Raw genomic sequence first — 19,899 nt, 5'->3', positions numbered from 1 at the left:
TTTGTAAATTGATAGAATCTAATGTTTAACTCGCGGTAAATATCTCTTTAAAAGCATTGATTTGTTTATATTGTTGAAGCTCATCCAAAGAGTTAATGCTATGAAAAAATAAGTTTTGTTTTTGAAATACGGCGACTTGTGCATGTAAAAGCTTAAAGCACTCTTTTAAACTTAATCGTTGTTTGTCAATTTGCTCTCTTATCGTAAGCAGGCTTTCACGCTTTAATAAGCAAAATGGGTATAAAGCATCCCCATTAATTGAAACATAGGCTGCCTGAGCTTGTTTATTTTTGCGTAGTGCGCTGTGTAATTTCGCAACGACTTGCGTAGGTATATACGTCACATCACAGGGAATACACAAAACATAATCTGCTTTTACATGTGACCATGCGCTTTTCATGCCCATAAGTGGGCCGAAAAAACCGGAAGCATCATCTTGAAAACACTTAATATCAGGCACAATACTTTGATAAATCGAATAATCACGATGACTATTTACCCAAATTTCAGATACAGATGACTTTAGTTTTTGATGAATTTTGAGTAGTTGCGTATCGCCATCAAATTGCTGCAACAGCTTATTTAAACCATTCATACGGCGGGCTTGTCCACCCGCCAAAATGACCAAATCAGTTACGGGATATCCCTTATTCACACTTCCACCTCTTGCTGGCAAGCTTTAATCAAGCCACGAATCTCAGGTAAACATGAACCACAGTTCCCACCTGCTTTTAAACATGCAGTAACCTGTTTTTCATGGGTAATGTTTTGTGTTTTTATCACGTCGATAATTTTATTCTTACCTACTTTAAAACAACTACACACTAAAGGCCCATCATTATTAGTAGCCGACATTGGCATACCCGCTAGTAAAGCTTTTCGGTGCAAGGCGCTCAAACGTTCTCGTTTAAACAGACTCGCTACCCAATCACGGTCTGGCAATAAATCTGGCGGTGCAATATATAGACTTGCAATTACAATGCCATCTTTCAAAATAACGCTATGGCTCAGTTGTGAAGAGATATCTTCTATGCTTAACCATTCAAAGGTTTCATCGGCAAATGGTAAAAAGCTTTTCAGATTCTTTTGAGTATCGTGAAAAGTTTGGCGGTCTGCAAGTTCATAACGGTTGGTTTTAACCATTTTGACCTTGGTCCACCATGCACAGTGATGTAGCGATTCTTGAATATGCGAATCGTATCCTTCACGAATATAGAGCACGCCCTGCAAAGTGGTATAGAACGGCTGAATGATTACAGGCGTATGTTTGAACTCAGGTTCACCTGAAATTGCATCAACTTCTGGATTAACGACTTTACCAATGCGGGCGTCGGATGCAACCTGTTCAGTCCAGTGAATCGGTGCAAAAATTTGCCCACGACGTACCCCCGATGAGAAGGTCACACGTAGTACACAACTGCCCCATTTCGAACGAACTTCTACTAAGCCTTGGTCGCGTACACCAAATTTCAAGGCATCACTTGGATGAATCTCACAGAATGGTTCAGCGCGGTGACTGCTCAAATTTGGTGACAAACCAGTACGAGTCATGGTGTGCCATTGATCACGAATACGTCCCGTGTTCAAAATGAGCGGATAATCTTCTGAAACTGCATGTACCGGATCAATTGCAACAGTCGGAATTAGTTTTGCCTTGGCATTTTTATGACTAAACTGGCCCTTGCCAAACAGTTGTTGAACGGCTTTAGCGTCTTGGGTTTTATTCCATACTGGCCATTGCACTGGTTGTAGAGCATCGTACTCAGCATTACTTAGGTTCATTAAACCTTTCAAGTTGAAATAACGAAAATTATTACTCTCTTCTCGCATATCCATGTCTGCATTGTCTTGTGCAGATAGCGCTGCATGCTCATTAAAGATGTCACTTGCACTCGCAAAGTCAAAACCATTAAAGCCTAATTTTTTCGCGACTTGACTAACAGACCACCAATCTGCTTTTGCTTCACCCGGCGCAGGTAAGAATGCGCGCTGACGTGAAATACGACGCTCAGAGTTAGTAACGGTTCCATCTTTTTCGCCCCAACCTAAAGCTGGAAGCAAAATATCGGCGTAAGCTGTAGTATCCGTATCGGTACAGATATCTGACACAACGACCAATTCACATTTCTCTAATGCACGTTTCACCTGATCGGCATCTGGCAAACTCACCACTGGATTAGTTGCCATAATCCAGATGGCTTTAATTTTTCCAGCTTCAACCGCATTAAATAAATCAACTGCTTTCAAACCAGCTTGAGTTGCAATAAATGGGCTGTCCCAAAAAGTTTGCACTACTTTTTGATGTAGTGTGTTATCTAAATCCATGTGTGCCGCTAGCATGTTGGCTAAGCCACCTACTTCACGGCCACCCATTGCATTGGGCTGGCCTGTCATTGAGAATGGTGCAGCGCCGAGCTTACCAATTTTGCCTGTTAGTAAATGGCAGTTAATAATGCTGTTGGCTTTATTTACACCCTGACTTGATTGATTCACACCCATTGAAAATAGCGTGATTACTTTTTCAGTCTGCGCAAATTTCTCAAAGAACTGCTGTAATTTGTCTAAAGAAATACCACTACGTTTGGCAACATATTCAATATCACTTTCTGGCTGACTACTTACCAAAACATCTTGCAAACCTTCAGTATAGGTATTTACAAAGGCCTGATCGGCATGACCATTTTGATATAGATATTGGAATAGACCGTTGAACAATGCGACATCTTGGCCCGGTAAAATCGGTAAATGTAAATCCGCTTGTTCACAAGTACTGGTAAAACGTGGATCAATCACCACAACAAACATATCTGGATTGTGGCTTTTAGCCTGCATAATCCGCTGATACAGCACAGGATGGCACCATGCGGTATTGGAACCAACCAAAACCACCATGTCTGCATGTTCAAAATCTTCATAACTTGCTGGCACAAGGTCTTCACCAAAGCTGCGTTTGTGACCTGCCACCGCAGATGACATACAAAGGCGTGAGTTGGTGTCGATATTTGCAGTACCCAAATAGCCTTTTACAAACTTATTCACCACATAATAGTCTTCAGTCAAAAGCTGACCTGAAACATAAAATGCAATGCTGTCACGACCATATTGATCGATACAAGATTGGAATTTATCGGCAATTTTATTGATTGCCGCATCCCAAGTGGTTACAGTCCGATGTGGCTTACGACCAAACATCGGTTGAAGTAGACGTGTTTCTAACCCCAAAGTATCCGCAAGACGGCTACCTTTAATACATAAGCGTCCAAAGTTGGAAGGATGCTCAGCATCCCCCTCAACTTGTACCAGAGGTCCTTGAGGTTTTTGTTGGACGTTTACGCTAACACCGCAACCCACCCCACAATATGGACATGTTGTTTTGATTGTTTTTGCAACATGATCGGAGCTATCGACTTCAACGCTTGGAATACTATTCATAACTGCTCCTTTCCCTATTTAGCCTGCATTTTTTAATGCAAAATCTCGACCAAATAGCAGTTTATTTCTAAATGAAGAAACAGGGGTTTGGTCTGCAATTAACTCTGCATACCACATGCCATCTTCAGTATCACCAAACAATACTGCACCGATTACCCGATCGCTTTGAATGATAATACGCTTATAAATCTGGCGTTTTTCATCGTTCAGGATAATGTCTTCATAATCATCTTTCGGCTCAAAATTACCAGCCGAGAATACATCGACACCACTGACTTTTAACTGAGTCGGCACAGTGGGTGCTTTAAAAGTTAAGCTGCCGTGCTCTGCTAAATGGGTCGCGCAAATAAAAGCTTGGCCCCATAATGGCTCAACTAAACCAAAAGTTTGACCACGGTGTTCAATACACTCACCCACCGCGTAAATACTTGGGTCAAATGTTTGCATGGTGTCATTCACCAATACACCGCGATTGCAACGTAAACCAGCACTTTGTGCCAAAGCAATATTTGGACGAATGCCCACGGCGAACACCACAAGGTCTGCATCTAACACTGTGCCATCTTTCAAACGGATTTGCTTCACATGTCCGTTTTCATCACCAATTAACGCTTCTGTATTGGCTTCGGTAATGATTTGAATACCTTTTTGTTCAATGCTATGACGTAATAACTGGCTCGCACGACCATCAAGTTGACGTTCCATAATACGGTCCATCAAATGCAATACTGTGACATTCATACCGCGTTGTTTTAAACCATACGCCGCTTCTAAACCGAGTAAACCGCCACCAATCACCACTGCATTGGTTTTTGAATCGCAGTACTCAATCATGGTGTTGACGTCATAAATATCGCGGAAAGTTAACACACCCTTTAAGTCAACACCTTGAACTGGTGGAATAAATGGTGCCGAGCCTGTTGCCAGAATCAAACGATCATAATCAACTGTCTGACCTTTTTCGGTGTAAACCACTTTACGTGGACGATCAATTTTTACGGCTTTATCACCGGCAATAAATTTAATGCCTTTATCGTCATACCACTTTGGTGGATGCAACATAATGTCTTCAATGGTTTTTTCACCCGATAAAACCGGAGACAACATAATACGGTTATAGTTCCCCCATGGTTCTTCACCAATCACCGTAACTTCATAACGGTCTGGTGCCATATCCAGTAAATCTTCTAGACAACGCATCCCTGCCAAACCATTCCCGATCAGCACCAGTTTAAGTTTGTCTTGTGATACACCTGTATTGGTAATATAAGTTTTTTGCGGCACCGCATTGACCCAAACACGGCCATCAACAATTTTGCTCGGATAAACTGCCAATTTTTGGTCTTTATCTTCTAAACAACGGCCCGTTGCCAAACTAAAATGTTGTTTATAGATTGGCGATGCAATGACACGCTCACCTTGTAAATCACCAATAATGCCGCGGCTCATCACATTCGCTTGGCTAAACGGATCTTTATTACTCAGCACGTAAACACGTTTTTCATGTCCTACACGAAAAATTGCTACCGCTTGGCCACCCACTAGTGCACCCGCACCAGTGTTTGGGGTTAAATCATCGAGTGCACAAACGTCAATCCATTGATCATCAGGAAGCATATTTTTGTCTTGTACAATATTCATAGAAACTCTCCTTTATGCTTCAACCATTGGAATACGGTCTTCTGAACGTTCAGCTTCAGTTAAGGGGCGGATTTGACCACGTTCAGTTGTAAATTGAATGTGTGGATCGGCCTGTTCACTCGCTCCTGCGTTGATATACGTTTGGAAGCGTTTACGAACTTCAGGATTTTCCACCGCAGTACGCCATTCGTCTTGATATGTGCCAATAATGTGTTCCATACGGCGCTCAAGCTCGGCAGCCAAACCAAGTGAATCATCCACAACTACAGATTTAAGGTAATCTAAGCCGCCTTCCATGTTGTCGCGCCATACACTGGTACGTTGTAAGCGGTCTGCGGTTTGAATGTAGAACATATAGAAACGGTCGATGTAACGGATGAGCGTTGCTTTATCAAGGTCAGATGCAAGTAACTCGGCATGACGTGGTTTCATACCACCGTTACCACATACATAAAGGTTCCAACCTTTTTCGGTCGCGATAATACCCACATCTTTACCTTGCGCTTCCGCACACTCACGCGTACAGCCAGACACCGCCATTTTCAACTTATGTGGTGAACGCAAACCTTTGTAGCGGTTTTCAAGCTCAATCGCTAAACCAACCGAGTTGTCTACCCCGTAACGGCACCATGTGCTACCCACACATGATTTCACGGTACGCAATGATTTACCGTAAGCATGACCAGACTCGAAACCAGCAGCATTTAACTCTTCCCAAATGAATGGAAGCTCGTGAACTTGCGCACCAAACATGTCAACGCGTTGACCGCCAGTAATTTTGGTGTACAGGTTATATTTCTTTGCAATTTGACCAATCGCGATTAAACCATCTGGAGTCACCTCACCACCTGCCATACGCGGTACAACCGAGTAAGAACCGTCTTTTTGGATGTTCCCCAAATAGTAGTCATTACTGTCTTGTAAGCCTGCATGACTTGGCTCAAGTACGAAATCGTTCCAGCAAGATGCCAAAATATTTGCGGCAGCAGGTTTACAGATATCACAACCTAAACCATGACCATGTTGATGAATCAAATCATCGAATGTCTTAATTTCATTGACACGAACCAAGTGATACAACTCTTGACGCGAGTACGGGAAGTGTTCGCAAATGTGGTTATTTACAGTCACACCTTGACGTTGTAACTCTGACTTCAACACTTGTGTCACTAATGGTGCACAGCCACCACAGGCTGTTGCTGCTTTGGTGCATTTCTTTAATGCACCTAAAGAGGTCGAACCATCGCTAATTGCTTGGCAGATGTCCGCTTTTGATACGTTGTTACATGAACAAATGGTCGCGCTGTCTGGAAGTAAATCTACACCGCTACCACCAGACTTACCTGCTGATTGTTCAAAGCCAGGCATAATCAAGCTTTCAGGAACTTCAGGTAAAGCCAGACCGTTTAACATCATTTGTAAAAGGTCGTTGTACTCTTTCGCATCGCCCACCAAAACCGCACCCAGCAATTTGGTTTTATCTGCATTTACAACTATCTTTTTATAAACCAGTGCATGCTCATCTGCATAGAAATAGCTTAATGCACCCGGAGTCATGGCATGAGCATCACCTACAGAAGCAACGTCTACACCCATCAACTTCAACTTAGTGCTCATGTCTGCACCAGCGAAGCAATGACACTCTTCATCTAAAATATGTTTTGCTGCAATACGCGCCATGTCATAGCCCGGTGCAACTAGGCCATAAATTTTATTTTGCCAAAGCGCACACTCACCAATGGCATAAATGTTGTTATCTGAAGTTTGGCAGTAATCATTAATGACAATACCGCCACGCTCACCAATCGCGAGACCACTGTTACGTGCAAGTTCATCACGTGGACGGATCCCCGCAGAGAATAAAATGACATCTGCTTCAAGCTCGCTACCATCTGCAAATTTCATTACATGTGTAGTGCTGTTGCCACATTCGATAGATTGTGTCGCTTTTTGTGTATGAACTTTTACACCAAGGTCTTCAATTTTACGACGTAAAACTTTACCGCCCAAATCATCAATTTGAACTGCCATTAAACGTGGCGCAAACTCAACAACGTGCGTTTCTAGATCTAAATCACGTAAAGCTTTTGCAGCTTCAAGTCCAAGTAAACCACCACCAATCACTACACCTGTTTTTGCATTAAGACTCGCTGCACGAATCGCGTCTAAATCTTCAATCGTACGGTAAACAAAGCAGTTTTCGCGGTCATTCCCCGGAATTGGTGGAACGAATGCATACGAACCTGTTGCCAATACCAATTTGTCATAGCTGATGACATCACCATGATTGGTTGTAACTGTTTGCGCAGCTGTATTAATTGCTGTGGCTTTGGTGTTTAAACGTAAGTCAATGCCATGTGCATCAGCAAAGTCAAAACGAGCTAAAGATAAATCTTTTGCCGATTTCCCTGAGAAATATTCGGTTAAATGTACACGGTCATACGCGATACGAGGTTCTTCCGCGAGAATCGTGATTTCCAGTTCATCATCTGCTTTTTCTAAAATGGCTTCGATGAATTTGTGGCCCACCATACCATGACCAATCATTACCAATTTCATAGTGTTTCTCCTCAAATCACGTTGCTTTTAAGCTGCGTTATTGCGTTCTCAAATAGACGTTGTTTTTTTGCCTTGTGTTCTACCGAGAAGCGAATCAATCTCACAAAGCATGTAGCTGCTTGGAATCCATTTTTCCCACTCGTTAATGACACCCAATGCACAGCAAAGTCATAAAAAGAAATAAAAAAAGCGAGCCCCCCCATAGAGAAGGCTCGCATCGCTGGAACTGAAAAATTAGATAATTCAGATGTAACTTTTTTATGCAATAAAAATAAAGACATGGCCTTCACTCCGACTGAACGTAAATTCTTTGTGTGCACAGTTGCACTCACAAATTCGATCAGAACGGACATCGTTGGCCGTCTTTAAAACTTATGGTCGTCTTCGACCTGTAATTAAGTAAGCATTTTGCATGCCAATCCTTATATAAATTTAATTTAAAAATTTTTTATTTTTAATTTCATATAGATATAATTTCGCCAGCTATCTTATAAAAATAATGTCTTATTCTATTTGCCCCATCGCGGTACACTTAAATGGTTAAGATAAAAATATGTCTTGCCACAAAATGAATCGTATTTTTGCACCAAGACTGACCACATTCATTCTTTAGCTTGCTGAAATGCCACTTAAACTGGATTTTTTGTTTAGTTTTGGATGGCACTAATCTTGCTTAAAACCTCATAACAAAAAACGCGTCGAATTGGCGCATTTTCTTAGCCTGATTTTCTGAACTTATGCCAAAACTCAAAATAGCCCTTATTGATGATGATCATGCGCGAGCAGACTATATAAGAAAAAGTCTGCTTGAAAATGATTTTGAAGTGGTCGCTTGCCTTACTTTGGACCATTTAAATATTTTTCGTCTCGAGCATTTACAAGCCGATGTGATCTTGCTCGATATGGATCATCCTCATCGTGACATTATTGAAAGTTGTGTGAGTAGCTATGACCTACCGACTGTCCTGTTCACTAAAAATTCAGATAAAGACACCATCAAACAAGCCATCGATGCGGGAGTAACGGCTTATATTGTAGATGGCATAGACCCTGCCCGTTTACATACCATTTTAGAAATCTCGATTGAGCAATATAAAAAGCACAAAAAACTCGAAGGTGATTTAAAAGAGGCTCAAACAAAACTGGCTGATCGTAAAGATGTTGAAAAGGCCAAAGTATTACTCATGCAACTGCATGGCTTACCTGAAGATACAGCTTTCCAACTTCTTAGAAAAAATGCCATGAGTCACCGTATAACGATTGGAGAAATGGCACGGCGGTTACTTGATGCCCAAAAATTACTCAACAATCAACTAAAGGATGAATAAATGAGCACATTAGAAAAGACTCAATTACAACTCGGCTATATTCCTTTGCTTGATTGTCTTGCATTGCTTTGGGCAAAACAAAGAGGCTTCTTTGAGGAAGTCGGTTTAGACGTCACTTTAGTTAAAGAACCATCTTGGGCAAGTCTTCGAGACCGTCTTGCTTTTGGTCTATTAGATGCAGCGCATTGCTTATCTGCAATGTTACCTGCAGCGGCTGTAGGCACAGATCAAATTGGCACGCCACTGCAAACATCACTGGTTTTAAGTGAAAATCGTGCTTTCATTAGCTTAAGTCAAAAACTTACTCATCAACTTGCAATTCAAAAAAATGATACGGCCCAAGTAACAGCGCAAAAAGTGGCAAGCTATCTTGAACAAGGACATTCTCTTTCCTTAGCACATGTATTTAAGCATTCTATTCACCATTATTGTTTAAGAGAATGGCTCGCTTTAGCAAATCCTGAACTTGCACAATCTATCCAGCTTAAAATATTACCACCACCTTATATGGTCGAAGCATTAGACAAACATGTGATTGATGGTTTTTGTGTCGGAGAACCTTGGAATACTCAAGGCGAGCTTTTAGGCTTAAGTAAAATGATTTGCTCAAGTCAAAACATTATTCCACCTGTGGCTGATAAGGTTCTAGCCGTAACTCAAGAATGGGCTGAACAGCATCCACAAACACTGGTTGCACTCACCACGGCAATTATGAAAGCCCAACAAGAATTGAGTGAGTTAGACGATTTTGCTCCAATTTTAAAATTATTAGTTGAGTTTGGAATTGTGCGCTTCCATTGTTCAGAAGAAGTACATGTCGACAAATACTATATGATTCAGGATATTGTCCGTCATTTAGTAAAAGAAAGTGCACTTCCAAAAGTTGAAGACTTTTATTGGCTGCTCGAGCAAATGCAAAAATGGGATGAACTTCAACTCGACCAAGCACAAATCACAAGCTTGGGTGCTCAATGCATTAATCTTGAGGCTTATGAACAAGCTAAACAACACTATCGTTCATAACTTTTCTACTTATTAAATCGCCATAAAAAAAAGCTGTCTTTTATGACAAAGACAGCTTGAAAGACCCATAAGACAAAATGCGAAACACGCATTCCTATATTTTCTAGGCTCAACTGATCCATTGAAAATATAGCGCTTATGGAAATGATCATATCTATCTAAGCGTATCATTTTCAGACATTTTCATATCAATAACTGCCACTTGATCAATTTCAGTTCATTATTCAAAGCATCTTAAGTCAGTCTTTAAATACCTCTCTCTTTTTCAAGCCTTAAATTTACCCATACTCACTACAGAATAGTGATGCATCAATTACGCGGGTGAGGTCATAAATTTCATTTTATTTCTTCAAAATAATTTCTCGCATCTGTCTTAATTAAATTAATTTTTTTAGCTCTAAAGTAATTTATTGCCTATGTCATTATATTTAAAAAGATTTATTTATTAATCCTTTTGTAAAACTTAAATATTACGATTCAAATAATTAGATAAAAAAAATTAGTGAAAAATCCTCTAAGTCCATCCTGTTTTCAGTTACAAACCGCAACAATCATGGCACAAATGGTAATAATAATTAAATTAATAATCATTATCATTCACACCACATAAAAACCTGAGAAGATCTACCATGATCCATGAAAATATTCTCGACTGCATAGGTAAAACGCCACTACTACAATTATCAAGGCTATTCACGCATCAATCGATCTCAGTGATTGCGAAAATGGAATTGTTAAACCCAGGAGGAAGTATTAAAGACCGTCCGGCATTATTCATGCTACAGGAAGGCCTGAAATCTGGAGTGATTAATAAAGATAGTCACATTGTTGAAAGCTCATCAGGGAACTTAGCGATTGCGCTTGCAATGGCTTGCAAAATATATGGATTAAAATTTACTGCCGTTATTGACCCAAAAATTGCCTCAGCAAACTTACAAATGTTGAAGCTCTACAAGGCCAATATCGAAATGGTCTCTGAAAAAGACCAAAACGGCGGTTATTTAAAAACCAGAATTGACACTGTAAAACGACTCTGCCAACAGCTTCCAAATGCTGTTTGGATTAATCAGTATGCAAACCCAAATAACTGGAAAAGCCATTATTTTGGAGAAGCAGAAGAAATCCTAAATCAAATTGATCGCAAGATTGATTACCTCGTGATTGGGGCAAGTACCTCTGGCACGATTATGGGCGTATCTCGTCGCCTTAAAGAAAGATTTCCAGAATTAAAAGTGATCGCAGTCGATATCGTCGGCTCTGTGTTGTTCGGTGGTACATCTGGTCCACGCGAAATTCCTGGAATTGGTGCAAGTACAGTCCCACCGCTACTCTCCCCCGATGAAATCGATGATGTCATTTATGTAGATGACTATGAGTCAGCACTCGGTTGCAGAGAGCTTCTTGAACATGAAGGAATTTTTGCAGGTGGTTCAAGTGGCTCATCAATTTCAGCCATCAAGAAACTGATTCCAACCATTCCTGATGGATCGTGCGTCTTAACACTGTTGCCCGATCGCGGTGACCGTTATCTCGATCTGGTTTATGAAGATGAATGGTTCGAAATGATCAAGAAGCGCCACTTCAATCGAAACGTACGACGCCAAGAAAACCTTACTTTACAAAATGTTGTTTAACCTTCTCCTTAGGAAATATTCATGAGCAATTTGGCTACCCTTCGCTACTTAAGTCAATCAGATTTATTAAATCTTGGCGCAAATCATAGTAATTCATTTATTGAAGCGATTACTGAAGGTTTAACCCTGCATGCAAATAAACAGTTTGTTCAACCTTTAAAACCTTATCTTCGCTGGCAAGGTGCAGACCATATTGCTGACCGTATTATTGCCATGCCTTGCTATTTAGGTGGCAATGACCCGATTGCCGGAATTAAATGGATTGGTTCAAGACAACATAACCCTAAAAAATTCAATATTCCGCGTGCTAGCGCACTGATTGTTTTAAATGACTCAGAAACAAACTATCCGGTCGCGGTGATGGAAGGCAGCTTAATTAGTGCCATGCGAACTGCGGCAATTACTGGTGTTTCGATTAAATATCTAGCGAAAAAAGACTTTTCAGACATTACCGTGATTGGCTGCGGACCAATTGCTCAAATGCAGATTAAAACTGTGCTTGAACAATATGCTCAAGTGAAAAAAATCCATTTATTTGATGTGAACCCTGAAGCAGCTGAAAAACTCAAAGCATTGTTTTTATCAGAATATCCGAATTTAGAAATTGAAATTCATGACAGTGCTAAGTCTGCGATTCAACAAGCCGATGTCCTCATTACCTGCACAGTTTCAGATAAACCTTACATTCCATTTGAGTGGCTTAAAAAAGGCTGCTTTGTTTCAAATATTTCAATTATGGATATCGAGCCTGAAGTCTTCTTAAAAGTGGACAAAGTCATTGTGGATGACTGGGACCAATCAAACCGAGAAAAGAAAGTTATCAATGTGCTGGTTGAAGATGGCTTATTCAGCCGTGAAAAACTACATGCTGAACTTGGCGACATCATTATTGGTCATAAAAACGGCCGCGAACACGAAGATGAAATCATTTTGCTCAACCCAATGGGCATGGCGATTGATGACATTGTCTGCGCTAAATGGTTCTTCAATGCTGCACAAGAACAAAACGTTGGCACGGTTCTACCGCTTTTATAAGAATAGGAATAACTAAAATGTTAGATCGGATTTACACAGCACAACTACAAAAAACGATAGACGCACTCTACATGGAGAATTATGGAGATTTTAAAGATTATATTTCCTATAAAAAGCCTTATCTGGCAATTACTCTCAATGATGAGTTGGAACTCTATTTCAGCTGTTTAAAAGTAGATGGTGTAAATCCTTTCTATGTTACCCAACCCGAAGTTTTGCTTCATAAGCTCTTGAGCAATACAACTTCTAAAATTTCTATTTCTGAAGTTTTTAACTATTTAACTAAAGCAACTTGGTGGCCATCTCCACACCATCAAAAAGTGATTGATTATTGGCTAGATAACTTAGTAACGGCTGAAAAAATTCCTCAACTTTTACAGTCAGCCCTTTCATTTTCTTCGCCTTTGATTACTAGTGAATTGCTATCACTAGTAGCTGATCGTCCATTTCATCCGTTCGCTCACTCAAAAGGTGAACTTGCCCCACTCACAACTCAAAAAGAAATTGAGGTGTATTGGTGGGCATTTAAGAAAGATGACGTGATCAATAATATGGAGTCGATTCCTCATAAAGAGCTTCTGTTATCAGAAGTTGAGGAACGTCTTATTGCTGACAAAATGGCTCAGCTTTCAGATGATTACTTAGCCCTACCTTTGTTAGAGACTCAACATCGCTATTTAAAGTTTGATGAAAATAAGTACGACGGTATTAACCTAAACCATGTCACGACAATTGGTTTACCGACTTCTTCATTAAGAACGCTTATTCACAACGCAAACCCGAATCTACATTTAAAACTCTCAACCAATGCCAAAACATTAGGCGCAATCCGCTCTATGCCAGGCCGTTATTTAATGAATGGACATACGGCTTATGATTTTTTAAATGACGTCATTAATGAAACTGCTTTATTAAAAAATCGCCTCTTTTTGAGTAATGAAACACATTGGTGGGTGCTCGGTAAACAAGAGCCTATTGTAAAGAATTTAGGTGTAATCGGCTGCCAAGTCAGACATTTACCCGACTTTTGCCAAGATAAAAACGTCACGCCAATCACTATGTCAGCTTTAAGCTGTACGTATGTCGACCCTTGGGAAGCTTTAGGCGTTGAAGGTGACAAATGGTCATTACTAAAAGACTTAAGTGTTCATTTTATTCAAACATTCTTAACGCTTTGGGCGAAAGGCATCATGCCTGAATGCCACGGGCAAAACACCATGGTGTGTTATGAAAATAATAAGTTTAAATGCTTTGTTTTGCGTGACCACGATACCTTAAGAATATGTACCACAGCCATTGAAGAAAATGGTTTTACACCTCCGATTTATACCATCGATACGAGCACACCGAACAATCTTATCTTTACTAAAAATGAAGACTTATTTAATTACTTCATTACCTTAGGGATTCAAATTAACCTCTACCCGATTGCTTTAGCTACCTTGAAATATACGGATCGAACGGAAAACGATTTCTGGGAGATGGTTCAAGACATTATTCAAAATTTTGTAGAAACCCAACCTATTTCAGAACAAACAAAATCGCAAATTCAAACTTATCTTTTTGACAATAAGACTTGGCCGTTCAAACAGCTACTTACGCCTTTACTTGCGCAAGAAAGCGACTCAACGGGCATGCCAAGTAAAATCGGAAGTACGCCAAACCCTTATCACAGCTTATCTGTTTCTAGCTATGAGACCATGGACATCTAAATCATGCGCTCATCTCGCCTAGATCATTTCATTATTTTGCTCTGTCAGTTTTTTTCCACTTTCGGGCTCATGGTGCTGATTCCAATCATGCCGCTCTATATGGAAAAACTGACTGCGCATATGAGTGCTCCCACTATCTGGGCAGGTTTGGCACTCGCAGCTCCAGCTATTGGCAGCTTATTTACAGCACCAATTGTGGGTCATCTATCCGACACATTCGGCCATAAAAAAGCCTTGTTACTTTCTCTGGCTGGTTTCTGTATTTCAATACTGCTCATGGCGAGCGCCCAGCATTTATACCTGTTTATTTTCGCGCGAATTTTACTGGGTTTTTGCGGTCTTTCCGTGATTTTAAATGCCTATGTTTCATATCTTTCTAATGAACAACAACGTGGTGCCGCTTTTGGGCAACTACAAAGTAGTGTTGCGCTAGCTTGCCTATGTGGTCCCGTGCTCGGCGGGATATTTATGGATCAATGGCGGGTTGAAGTATTACTCAACGCGACAGCATTTGTTGTGATGACACTCATTGTGATTGCGTCATTTGTATTAACCAATCCCGTTAAAACCGAAACCACAAAAACCAAAGAGAAATCTAAGCTTCCAGCTTTCTTTGATAGAACGATTTTTTCATGGTTAAGCGCCGGCATTTTGGTTCAAGCGGGCGGCTTTGGTTTGGTGTCATGCTTTGTTTTATACATTAGTGAAATAAGCCAAAGCACTCACTCATCGTTATCTGCTGCGAGTTTAACGGGAACAATTCATGCGCTTTCATGGGGAGCAGCATTTATTGCTGCAACCTATTGGGGAAAAAGAAATGATGATAAAGGAGATTCTTTTAATAACTTCATTTACGCATCCTTAATTTGCGGCATCACGATTTTCGCATTGATCTGGGTTTCTAATCTCTGGCTGATTCTTGTATTACGACTCATACAAGGCTTCTGCTTTGCAGCCCTTATTCCTTCGATCTTGCACACAATTTCTCTAAAAGCCGGCGCTCAAAGCCAAGGAAAAGTGATTGGTATTTCTAACAGTGCCTTTGTCTTAGGACAACTTATTGGCCCAATCACGATCACGCTCACCTACTCATTTTTCAATATTACTGCTGCATTAATCTGCACCTCACTATTTTTTATCGGTGCGGGATTAGTGGTGATTTTGAACAGATTCTTAATGGATACAATTTTAGAAGAGGCACAAGAATGAACTCAATTATTACAACCGATGCATGGTCTTATAAACTTTTCGAACAGTACCTGAATACTTTCTTTCGTGAACTCAAAGTAAATCTTGAAAAGCATATTATCCCAGCTCAAGATTCTCCTTTATTCACACTGTATGCAGAGCGCCCAGACACCCTGTATTTTGCTTATACTTTTAATGCATCTAACACGATTGTTTATGGTGCAGTTCAGCATCTATCCACCACTGGTTATCATAGATATCAACGTGGTTTTACCCTGCAAAATTTAAGCGAAAATACTTTTGACTCACTCACCGACCCTAAAAAATTAGTGAAGCTGATTACAGATGAATTGAATAGCTTATTTAAAGATAAAAACCAAAATAAGAATCTATATTCTGATATTGCCAATAGTATCGAGAACACAAAATTCTTTTTAGAAAATAAGCCTTCCCAAACAGTAACTAAAGCGTTAAGTGGTTTTCAGGCAACCGAACAAGGCATGTTATATGGGCACCCTTTTCATGTGACTTCTAAAGCCAATTTAGGTTTCTCTAAAGAAGACATGAAGAAGTATAGCCCTGAGTTAGGCGCAAGTTTCCAACTTCATTACTTTGCAATTCATTCTTCTTTAATCCAAAAGCTTGTAAGTGAAGAACAGTCTTCTCATCGTGTTGAAGATGAAGTTTTAGAAACAGCAAAAGAACGTTTACAAGAAAACTTAGCAAATTACGAGCTAATGCCAACCCATCCGTGGCAAGCTAACTTCTTACGTCAACATCCATCTTTGAAGAAATATTTAGATAACCAAGACGTGATCTATCTGGGAGCTTTAGGTCAAACCGTATGGCCGACCTCATCCGTTCGTACAGTATGGTTGCCTCAATCGAATCTATTCTTAAAGCTATCAATTGATGTACGAATTACCAGTTTCATTCGTAATAACCCAATGGATGAAATGGAACGCGCGATTGATGCGAGCAAAATTATTATCAATCACAAGATTAATGAGCAATATCCTGATCTTTTGATTCTGCCGGAGTTAGAGGCAAAAACAGTCAAAATTCCAGAGCTTGAAAGTTCATTTGGTATTCTTTATAGAGCAGGACTCACGCCAGAGACATTAGAAAATACCAGAATGCTCGGTGGCTTGGTTGAAGAAAATGAAAACCATCAAATCCCGCTTTTAAGCATTATTCAGCAAGCGGCACCCAACCAAAATCTACAATTGAAAGATGCCAAAGACTTCATTACTTTCTGGTGGAAACAGTACGTTAAAGTTTCACTCATTCCATTAATTGAGTTGTTTGCAAACAAAGGCATTAGTGTAGAAGCGCACATGCAAAATAGTTTAATGGAATTTAAAAATGGCTATCCACATCGCCTTATTCTTCGAGACATGGAAGGCATTAGCATTGTTCCAGAAATGATAGAAGACGACTCATCTATTTCTGAAGATAGTACCGCTTGGTTCTCTCAGAAAGATGCGTGGACCTTTTTAAAATATTACCTTGTGATCAATCACATTGCTCATCTCATCAGTGCAATTGCACGAGTTACCGTGATTGAAGAATCTGAACTTTGGCAAGCCACACGCCTTACGCTCACGCAAGAAAATTTTAGCGCCAAAGGCCAGCAATATCGCGATTTATTAATTAATTCACTCACATTACCAATTAAGGCAAATATGTTAAATACGCTCTATCACAGTGGTGGCAATCCAATCTGGATTGAAGTTGAAAACCCTATTTATAAATATCGCGGTGCAGAAGCGCTTTACCCTCTTCAAGCAACACAACAAACCGATTATAAAACCTTCGCGGAAAATCGCGTGATGGGCCAATTATTAGAAGCACTCATTTTTGAAAATACTTTTAAATACGAGTTTTCTAAAGGTCAGATCAAATTTTATGTTTCCGATACCGTTTTTTATACTTGCACGGCTAAACGACATTTCAGTTTTAAACGAATTAAGTTAAATCCTTCGAGTTTAGTCCGTTCTGATATTAGTTTAGATGCTGAAACTCGTCCTAGCTTAAAAACGCTACTTGCCGATTTAAAAAACATTATTGAAGCTGACCCAGTTAAATGGCAAAACTTTAATGATGAACTCAATTTAACTTACGTTAAACATGCGCAGACTTTGAGCCAAGTACCTGCCCAACCTTTAAGAACTTTGCCTTATTTAGAACAAGAAGCGCGGATTACCAACGCCCATTTATATCACCCGAGTTTTAAGTCTCGTATCGGCTTCGATTTAAAAGAAAATCAAAAATATGCACCAGAGCTTTCTGAAGGTTTTACGGTTCAATGGGTGGCAACTCATAACAGTTTATGCAAACTGGTTTTAAGTGAAACCATTAACTTAGAGCAGCTTTATAAACAGCATTTTTCAGAAAAAGATCTACAAGCCATTAACGATCAATTGAAAGAGCAAAATATAGATTTTAAAGATTATATCCTCACTCCAATTCACCCGTGGCAGTGGGATAAAATTATTGAATTATATTATCAAGATGCAATCAGCAACCAACTGATCATCCCGTTAGATATTGAAGGTCCGACTTATTTACCACAGCAATCGATTCGAACCCTATCAAATATTAGTGATATGTCGGCGCTTTCTCTTAAATTGGCAATGAACTTGGTCAATACTTCTACCTCTCGTGTATTGGCGCCACATACCGTTCAAAATGCGGCAAAAATGAGTGATTGGCTTTATAACATTGTTGAACAAGACCATATTTTAGAAAAACAGCGTAAGCCTGTTATTTTAAGAGAGATCGGCGGTCTTTCAGTTAACCAGCAAATTGCGCTACCTGTTCAATACGGTGCACTCGCCTGCATTTGGCGCGAAAGTATTTACAGCTACTTAAAAGAAGGCGAATCAGCAACGCCTGTAACGGGTCTAATGCAAGTTGATACGGACCAAATACCACTAATCGATGAGTGGATTCAAGAGTATGGTATTGAATTCTGGTTAGAAAAATTACTTACCAACGCTTATTTACCTATCATGCATATTTTATGGTGCCACGGTCTGGCTTTAGAGTCACATGCACAAAACATGGTACTGATTCATAAAAATGGCCTACCAATTAAGGCAGCCTTGAAAGATTTCCACGATGGTATCCGTTTTAGTCGTCATCTTTTACGTGAGCCCGAGCTTTTACCTAACTTACAAGATGCACCAAAAGAACATGCCAAGATTAACCCAAACTCGTTCTTGGAAACCCATTCTCCAAATGAGTTAAGAGACTTTACCCAAGATGCGCTTTGGTTTGTGAATCTGGCTGAGTTAGCGATTTTCTTAAATGAACATTATGACTTCGATGAAATCAAATTCTGGACCATGTTAAGAACCATTATTAATCAGCATAAAGAAGCTCACCCAGAGTTTACCGAACGATATGAGTTGTTTAACTTTACAGATGACACTATTGATATTGAACAGCTCGCAAGCCGCCGTTTCCTTCCGGAAATTCGCTTAAGAGTACAAACCACGCCGAACCCGCTCAGTCTCATTAAGGAAATTGAATATGAATAAGCTTTCGATTTCTTTTAAGAAACGAATAGCACACGGCGAGACACTCTACGGAATATTTTGTTCCGTAGCCTCTCCCATTAATGTCGAGCAACTGGCACTTGCGGGCTACAACTTTATTATTATCGACTTGGAACATACTTTATTTAGTACGTCTCAAGTCGAGACCATGATTTTAGCTGCTAGAGCCATGAGTCTTGATGTCTTTGTGAGGGTGTCGTTAAACACCAACCATTTAGTTCTACCTCTGCTCGATGCAGGGGTAACGGGTATTGTTTTTCCGCGTATAGAAAATGCTCAGCAAGCACAAGAAGCCGTGAACAATTGTCACTATATGCCTCTTGGGCAAAGAGGTCTCAACTCGACAAGGTTAAATCGATATGGCATGGATGATTTAGCTAGTTTTGTTCAATACGCAGCAAACGAAACTGTTGTCGTTGCCATGATTGAAAGCTTGGAAGGACTAGAACAACTAGATGAAATATTAAAAGTTGAAGGTATTGATATTATTCTAGAAGGTGCTGCCGACCTTTCTCAATCTATGGGAATGCCATGGCAATCTAGCCATCCAAAAGTGAAAGAAAAAGTTCAAGAGATGTATGCAAAGACTAAAAATAGTCAAAAGCATTTCTGTGCTATTCCCCGACAACCTGAAGATATTGCGGCATGGAAACAACAATCCGTTCAGCTGTTTGTACTGGGCGATGACCGAAGCATTATTCGCCGTGCCCATCAAAATCATTTGAATTCTTATAAAGAAATCTCATAAATTTTCAGTTGTGTAGAGCGATGGATGCACCTTTCT

Annotated in this window: 14 protein-coding genes; 8 read left to right on the top strand and 6 right to left on the bottom strand. The window is 40.0% G+C overall.

The window, feature by feature from the left end:
* Positions 1 to 25 precede the first annotated feature (25 nt).
* From mobA to F928_RS0103705, 5 genes are read right to left on the bottom strand one after another with little or no spacing between them, the layout of a single operon-like run.
* Positions 26 to 655, bottom strand: coding sequence for a molybdenum cofactor guanylyltransferase (mobA, locus tag F928_RS08840; RefSeq protein ID WP_002115739.1), 630 nt, complete (start codon positions 653 to 655; stop codon positions 26 to 28).
* Positions 652 to 3,432 (bottom strand): nitrate reductase, encoded by a 2,781-nt coding sequence (gene nasA / locus F928_RS08835; RefSeq protein ID WP_005073872.1) that lies wholly within the window; start codon positions 3,430 to 3,432, stop codon positions 652 to 654. The genes mobA and nasA overlap by 4 nt, the downstream gene beginning before the upstream one ends.
* Before the next feature lie 18 nt (positions 3,433 to 3,450).
* Positions 3,451 to 5,073: a nitrite reductase small subunit NirD gene (gene nirD, locus F928_RS08830; RefSeq protein WP_005073870.1), complete on the bottom strand. Its 1,623-nt coding sequence runs from the start codon at positions 5,071 to 5,073 to the stop codon at positions 3,451 to 3,453.
* A gap of 12 nt (positions 5,074 to 5,085) precedes the next feature.
* Complete coding sequence (nirB, locus tag F928_RS08825) at positions 5,086 to 7,632, bottom strand: nitrite reductase large subunit NirB (protein ID WP_005073869.1); 2,547 nt, start codon at positions 7,630 to 7,632, stop codon at positions 5,086 to 5,088.
* A gap of 11 nt (positions 7,633 to 7,643) precedes the next feature.
* Complete coding sequence (locus tag F928_RS0103705; RefSeq protein WP_017480941.1) at positions 7,644 to 7,985, bottom strand: hypothetical protein; 342 nt, start codon at positions 7,983 to 7,985, stop codon at positions 7,644 to 7,646.
* Between the two features lie 384 nt (positions 7,986 to 8,369).
* Here F928_RS0103705 and nasT point away from each other — a divergent pair, with 384 nt between their 5' ends.
* Together nasT and nasF are read left to right on the top strand one after the other, a co-directional pair.
* Complete coding sequence (gene nasT, locus F928_RS08820; protein WP_002115726.1) at positions 8,370 to 8,960, top strand: ANTAR domain-containing response regulator; 591 nt, start codon at positions 8,370 to 8,372, stop codon at positions 8,958 to 8,960.
* Positions 8,961 to 9,983, top strand: a complete 1,023-nt coding sequence (gene nasF, locus F928_RS08815; protein ID WP_005073863.1) for an ABC transporter substrate-binding protein — start codon at positions 8,961 to 8,963, stop codon at positions 9,981 to 9,983.
* Positions 9,984 to 9,988: 5 nt separating this feature from the next.
* On the opposite strand, the gene F928_RS21910 is transcribed toward nasF, so the two are convergent.
* Positions 9,989 to 10,105 carry a hypothetical protein gene (locus F928_RS21910; RefSeq protein ID WP_080591647.1) on the bottom strand — a complete coding sequence of 39 codons (117 nt, stop codon included), beginning with the start codon at positions 10,103 to 10,105 and terminating at the stop codon, positions 9,989 to 9,991.
* A gap of 507 nt (positions 10,106 to 10,612) precedes the next feature.
* Between F928_RS21910 and sbnA the strand changes: the two genes are divergently transcribed.
* The 6 genes from sbnA to F928_RS08785 all read left to right on the top strand — a co-directional run bounded on the left by sbnA (position 10,613) and on the right by F928_RS08785 (position 19,863).
* Entirely contained in the window at positions 10,613 to 11,617 is a 1,005-nt protein-coding gene (sbnA, locus tag F928_RS08810) for a 2,3-diaminopropionate biosynthesis protein SbnA (RefSeq protein WP_005073860.1), read from the top strand.
* 21 nt (positions 11,618 to 11,638) lie between these two features.
* A complete protein-coding gene (sbnB, locus tag F928_RS08805) occupies positions 11,639 to 12,652 on the top strand; it encodes a 2,3-diaminopropionate biosynthesis protein SbnB (protein ID WP_002115662.1) in 1,014 nt (337 codons plus the stop codon).
* Positions 12,653 to 12,723: 71 nt separating this feature from the next.
* On the top strand, positions 12,724 to 14,364 hold the full coding sequence (locus F928_RS08800; protein WP_080632676.1) for an IucA/IucC family protein: 1,641 nt from the start codon (positions 12,724 to 12,726) through the stop codon (positions 14,362 to 14,364).
* 3 nt (positions 14,365 to 14,367) lie between these two features.
* On the top strand, positions 14,368 to 15,573 hold the full coding sequence (gene yuxJ, locus F928_RS08795) for an MFS transporter (protein ID WP_005073856.1): 1,206 nt from the start codon (positions 14,368 to 14,370) through the stop codon (positions 15,571 to 15,573).
* Complete coding sequence (locus F928_RS08790; protein ID WP_005073854.1) at positions 15,570 to 19,097, top strand: IucA/IucC family protein; 3,528 nt, start codon at positions 15,570 to 15,572, stop codon at positions 19,095 to 19,097. Before yuxJ ends, F928_RS08790 begins: the two co-directional genes overlap by 4 nt.
* Positions 19,090 to 19,863, top strand: a complete 774-nt coding sequence (locus F928_RS08785) for an HpcH/HpaI aldolase family protein (protein ID WP_005073851.1) — start codon at positions 19,090 to 19,092, stop codon at positions 19,861 to 19,863. The genes F928_RS08790 and F928_RS08785 overlap by 8 nt, the downstream gene beginning before the upstream one ends.
* Positions 19,864 to 19,899 lie beyond the last annotated feature (36 nt).

It is taken from the genome of Acinetobacter pittii ATCC 19004 = CIP 70.29 (assembly GCF_000369045.1).
GTDB classification, from domain to species: domain Bacteria; phylum Pseudomonadota; class Gammaproteobacteria; order Pseudomonadales; family Moraxellaceae; genus Acinetobacter; species Acinetobacter pittii.
This window is presented reverse-complemented; position numbering and strand designations above follow the sequence as displayed.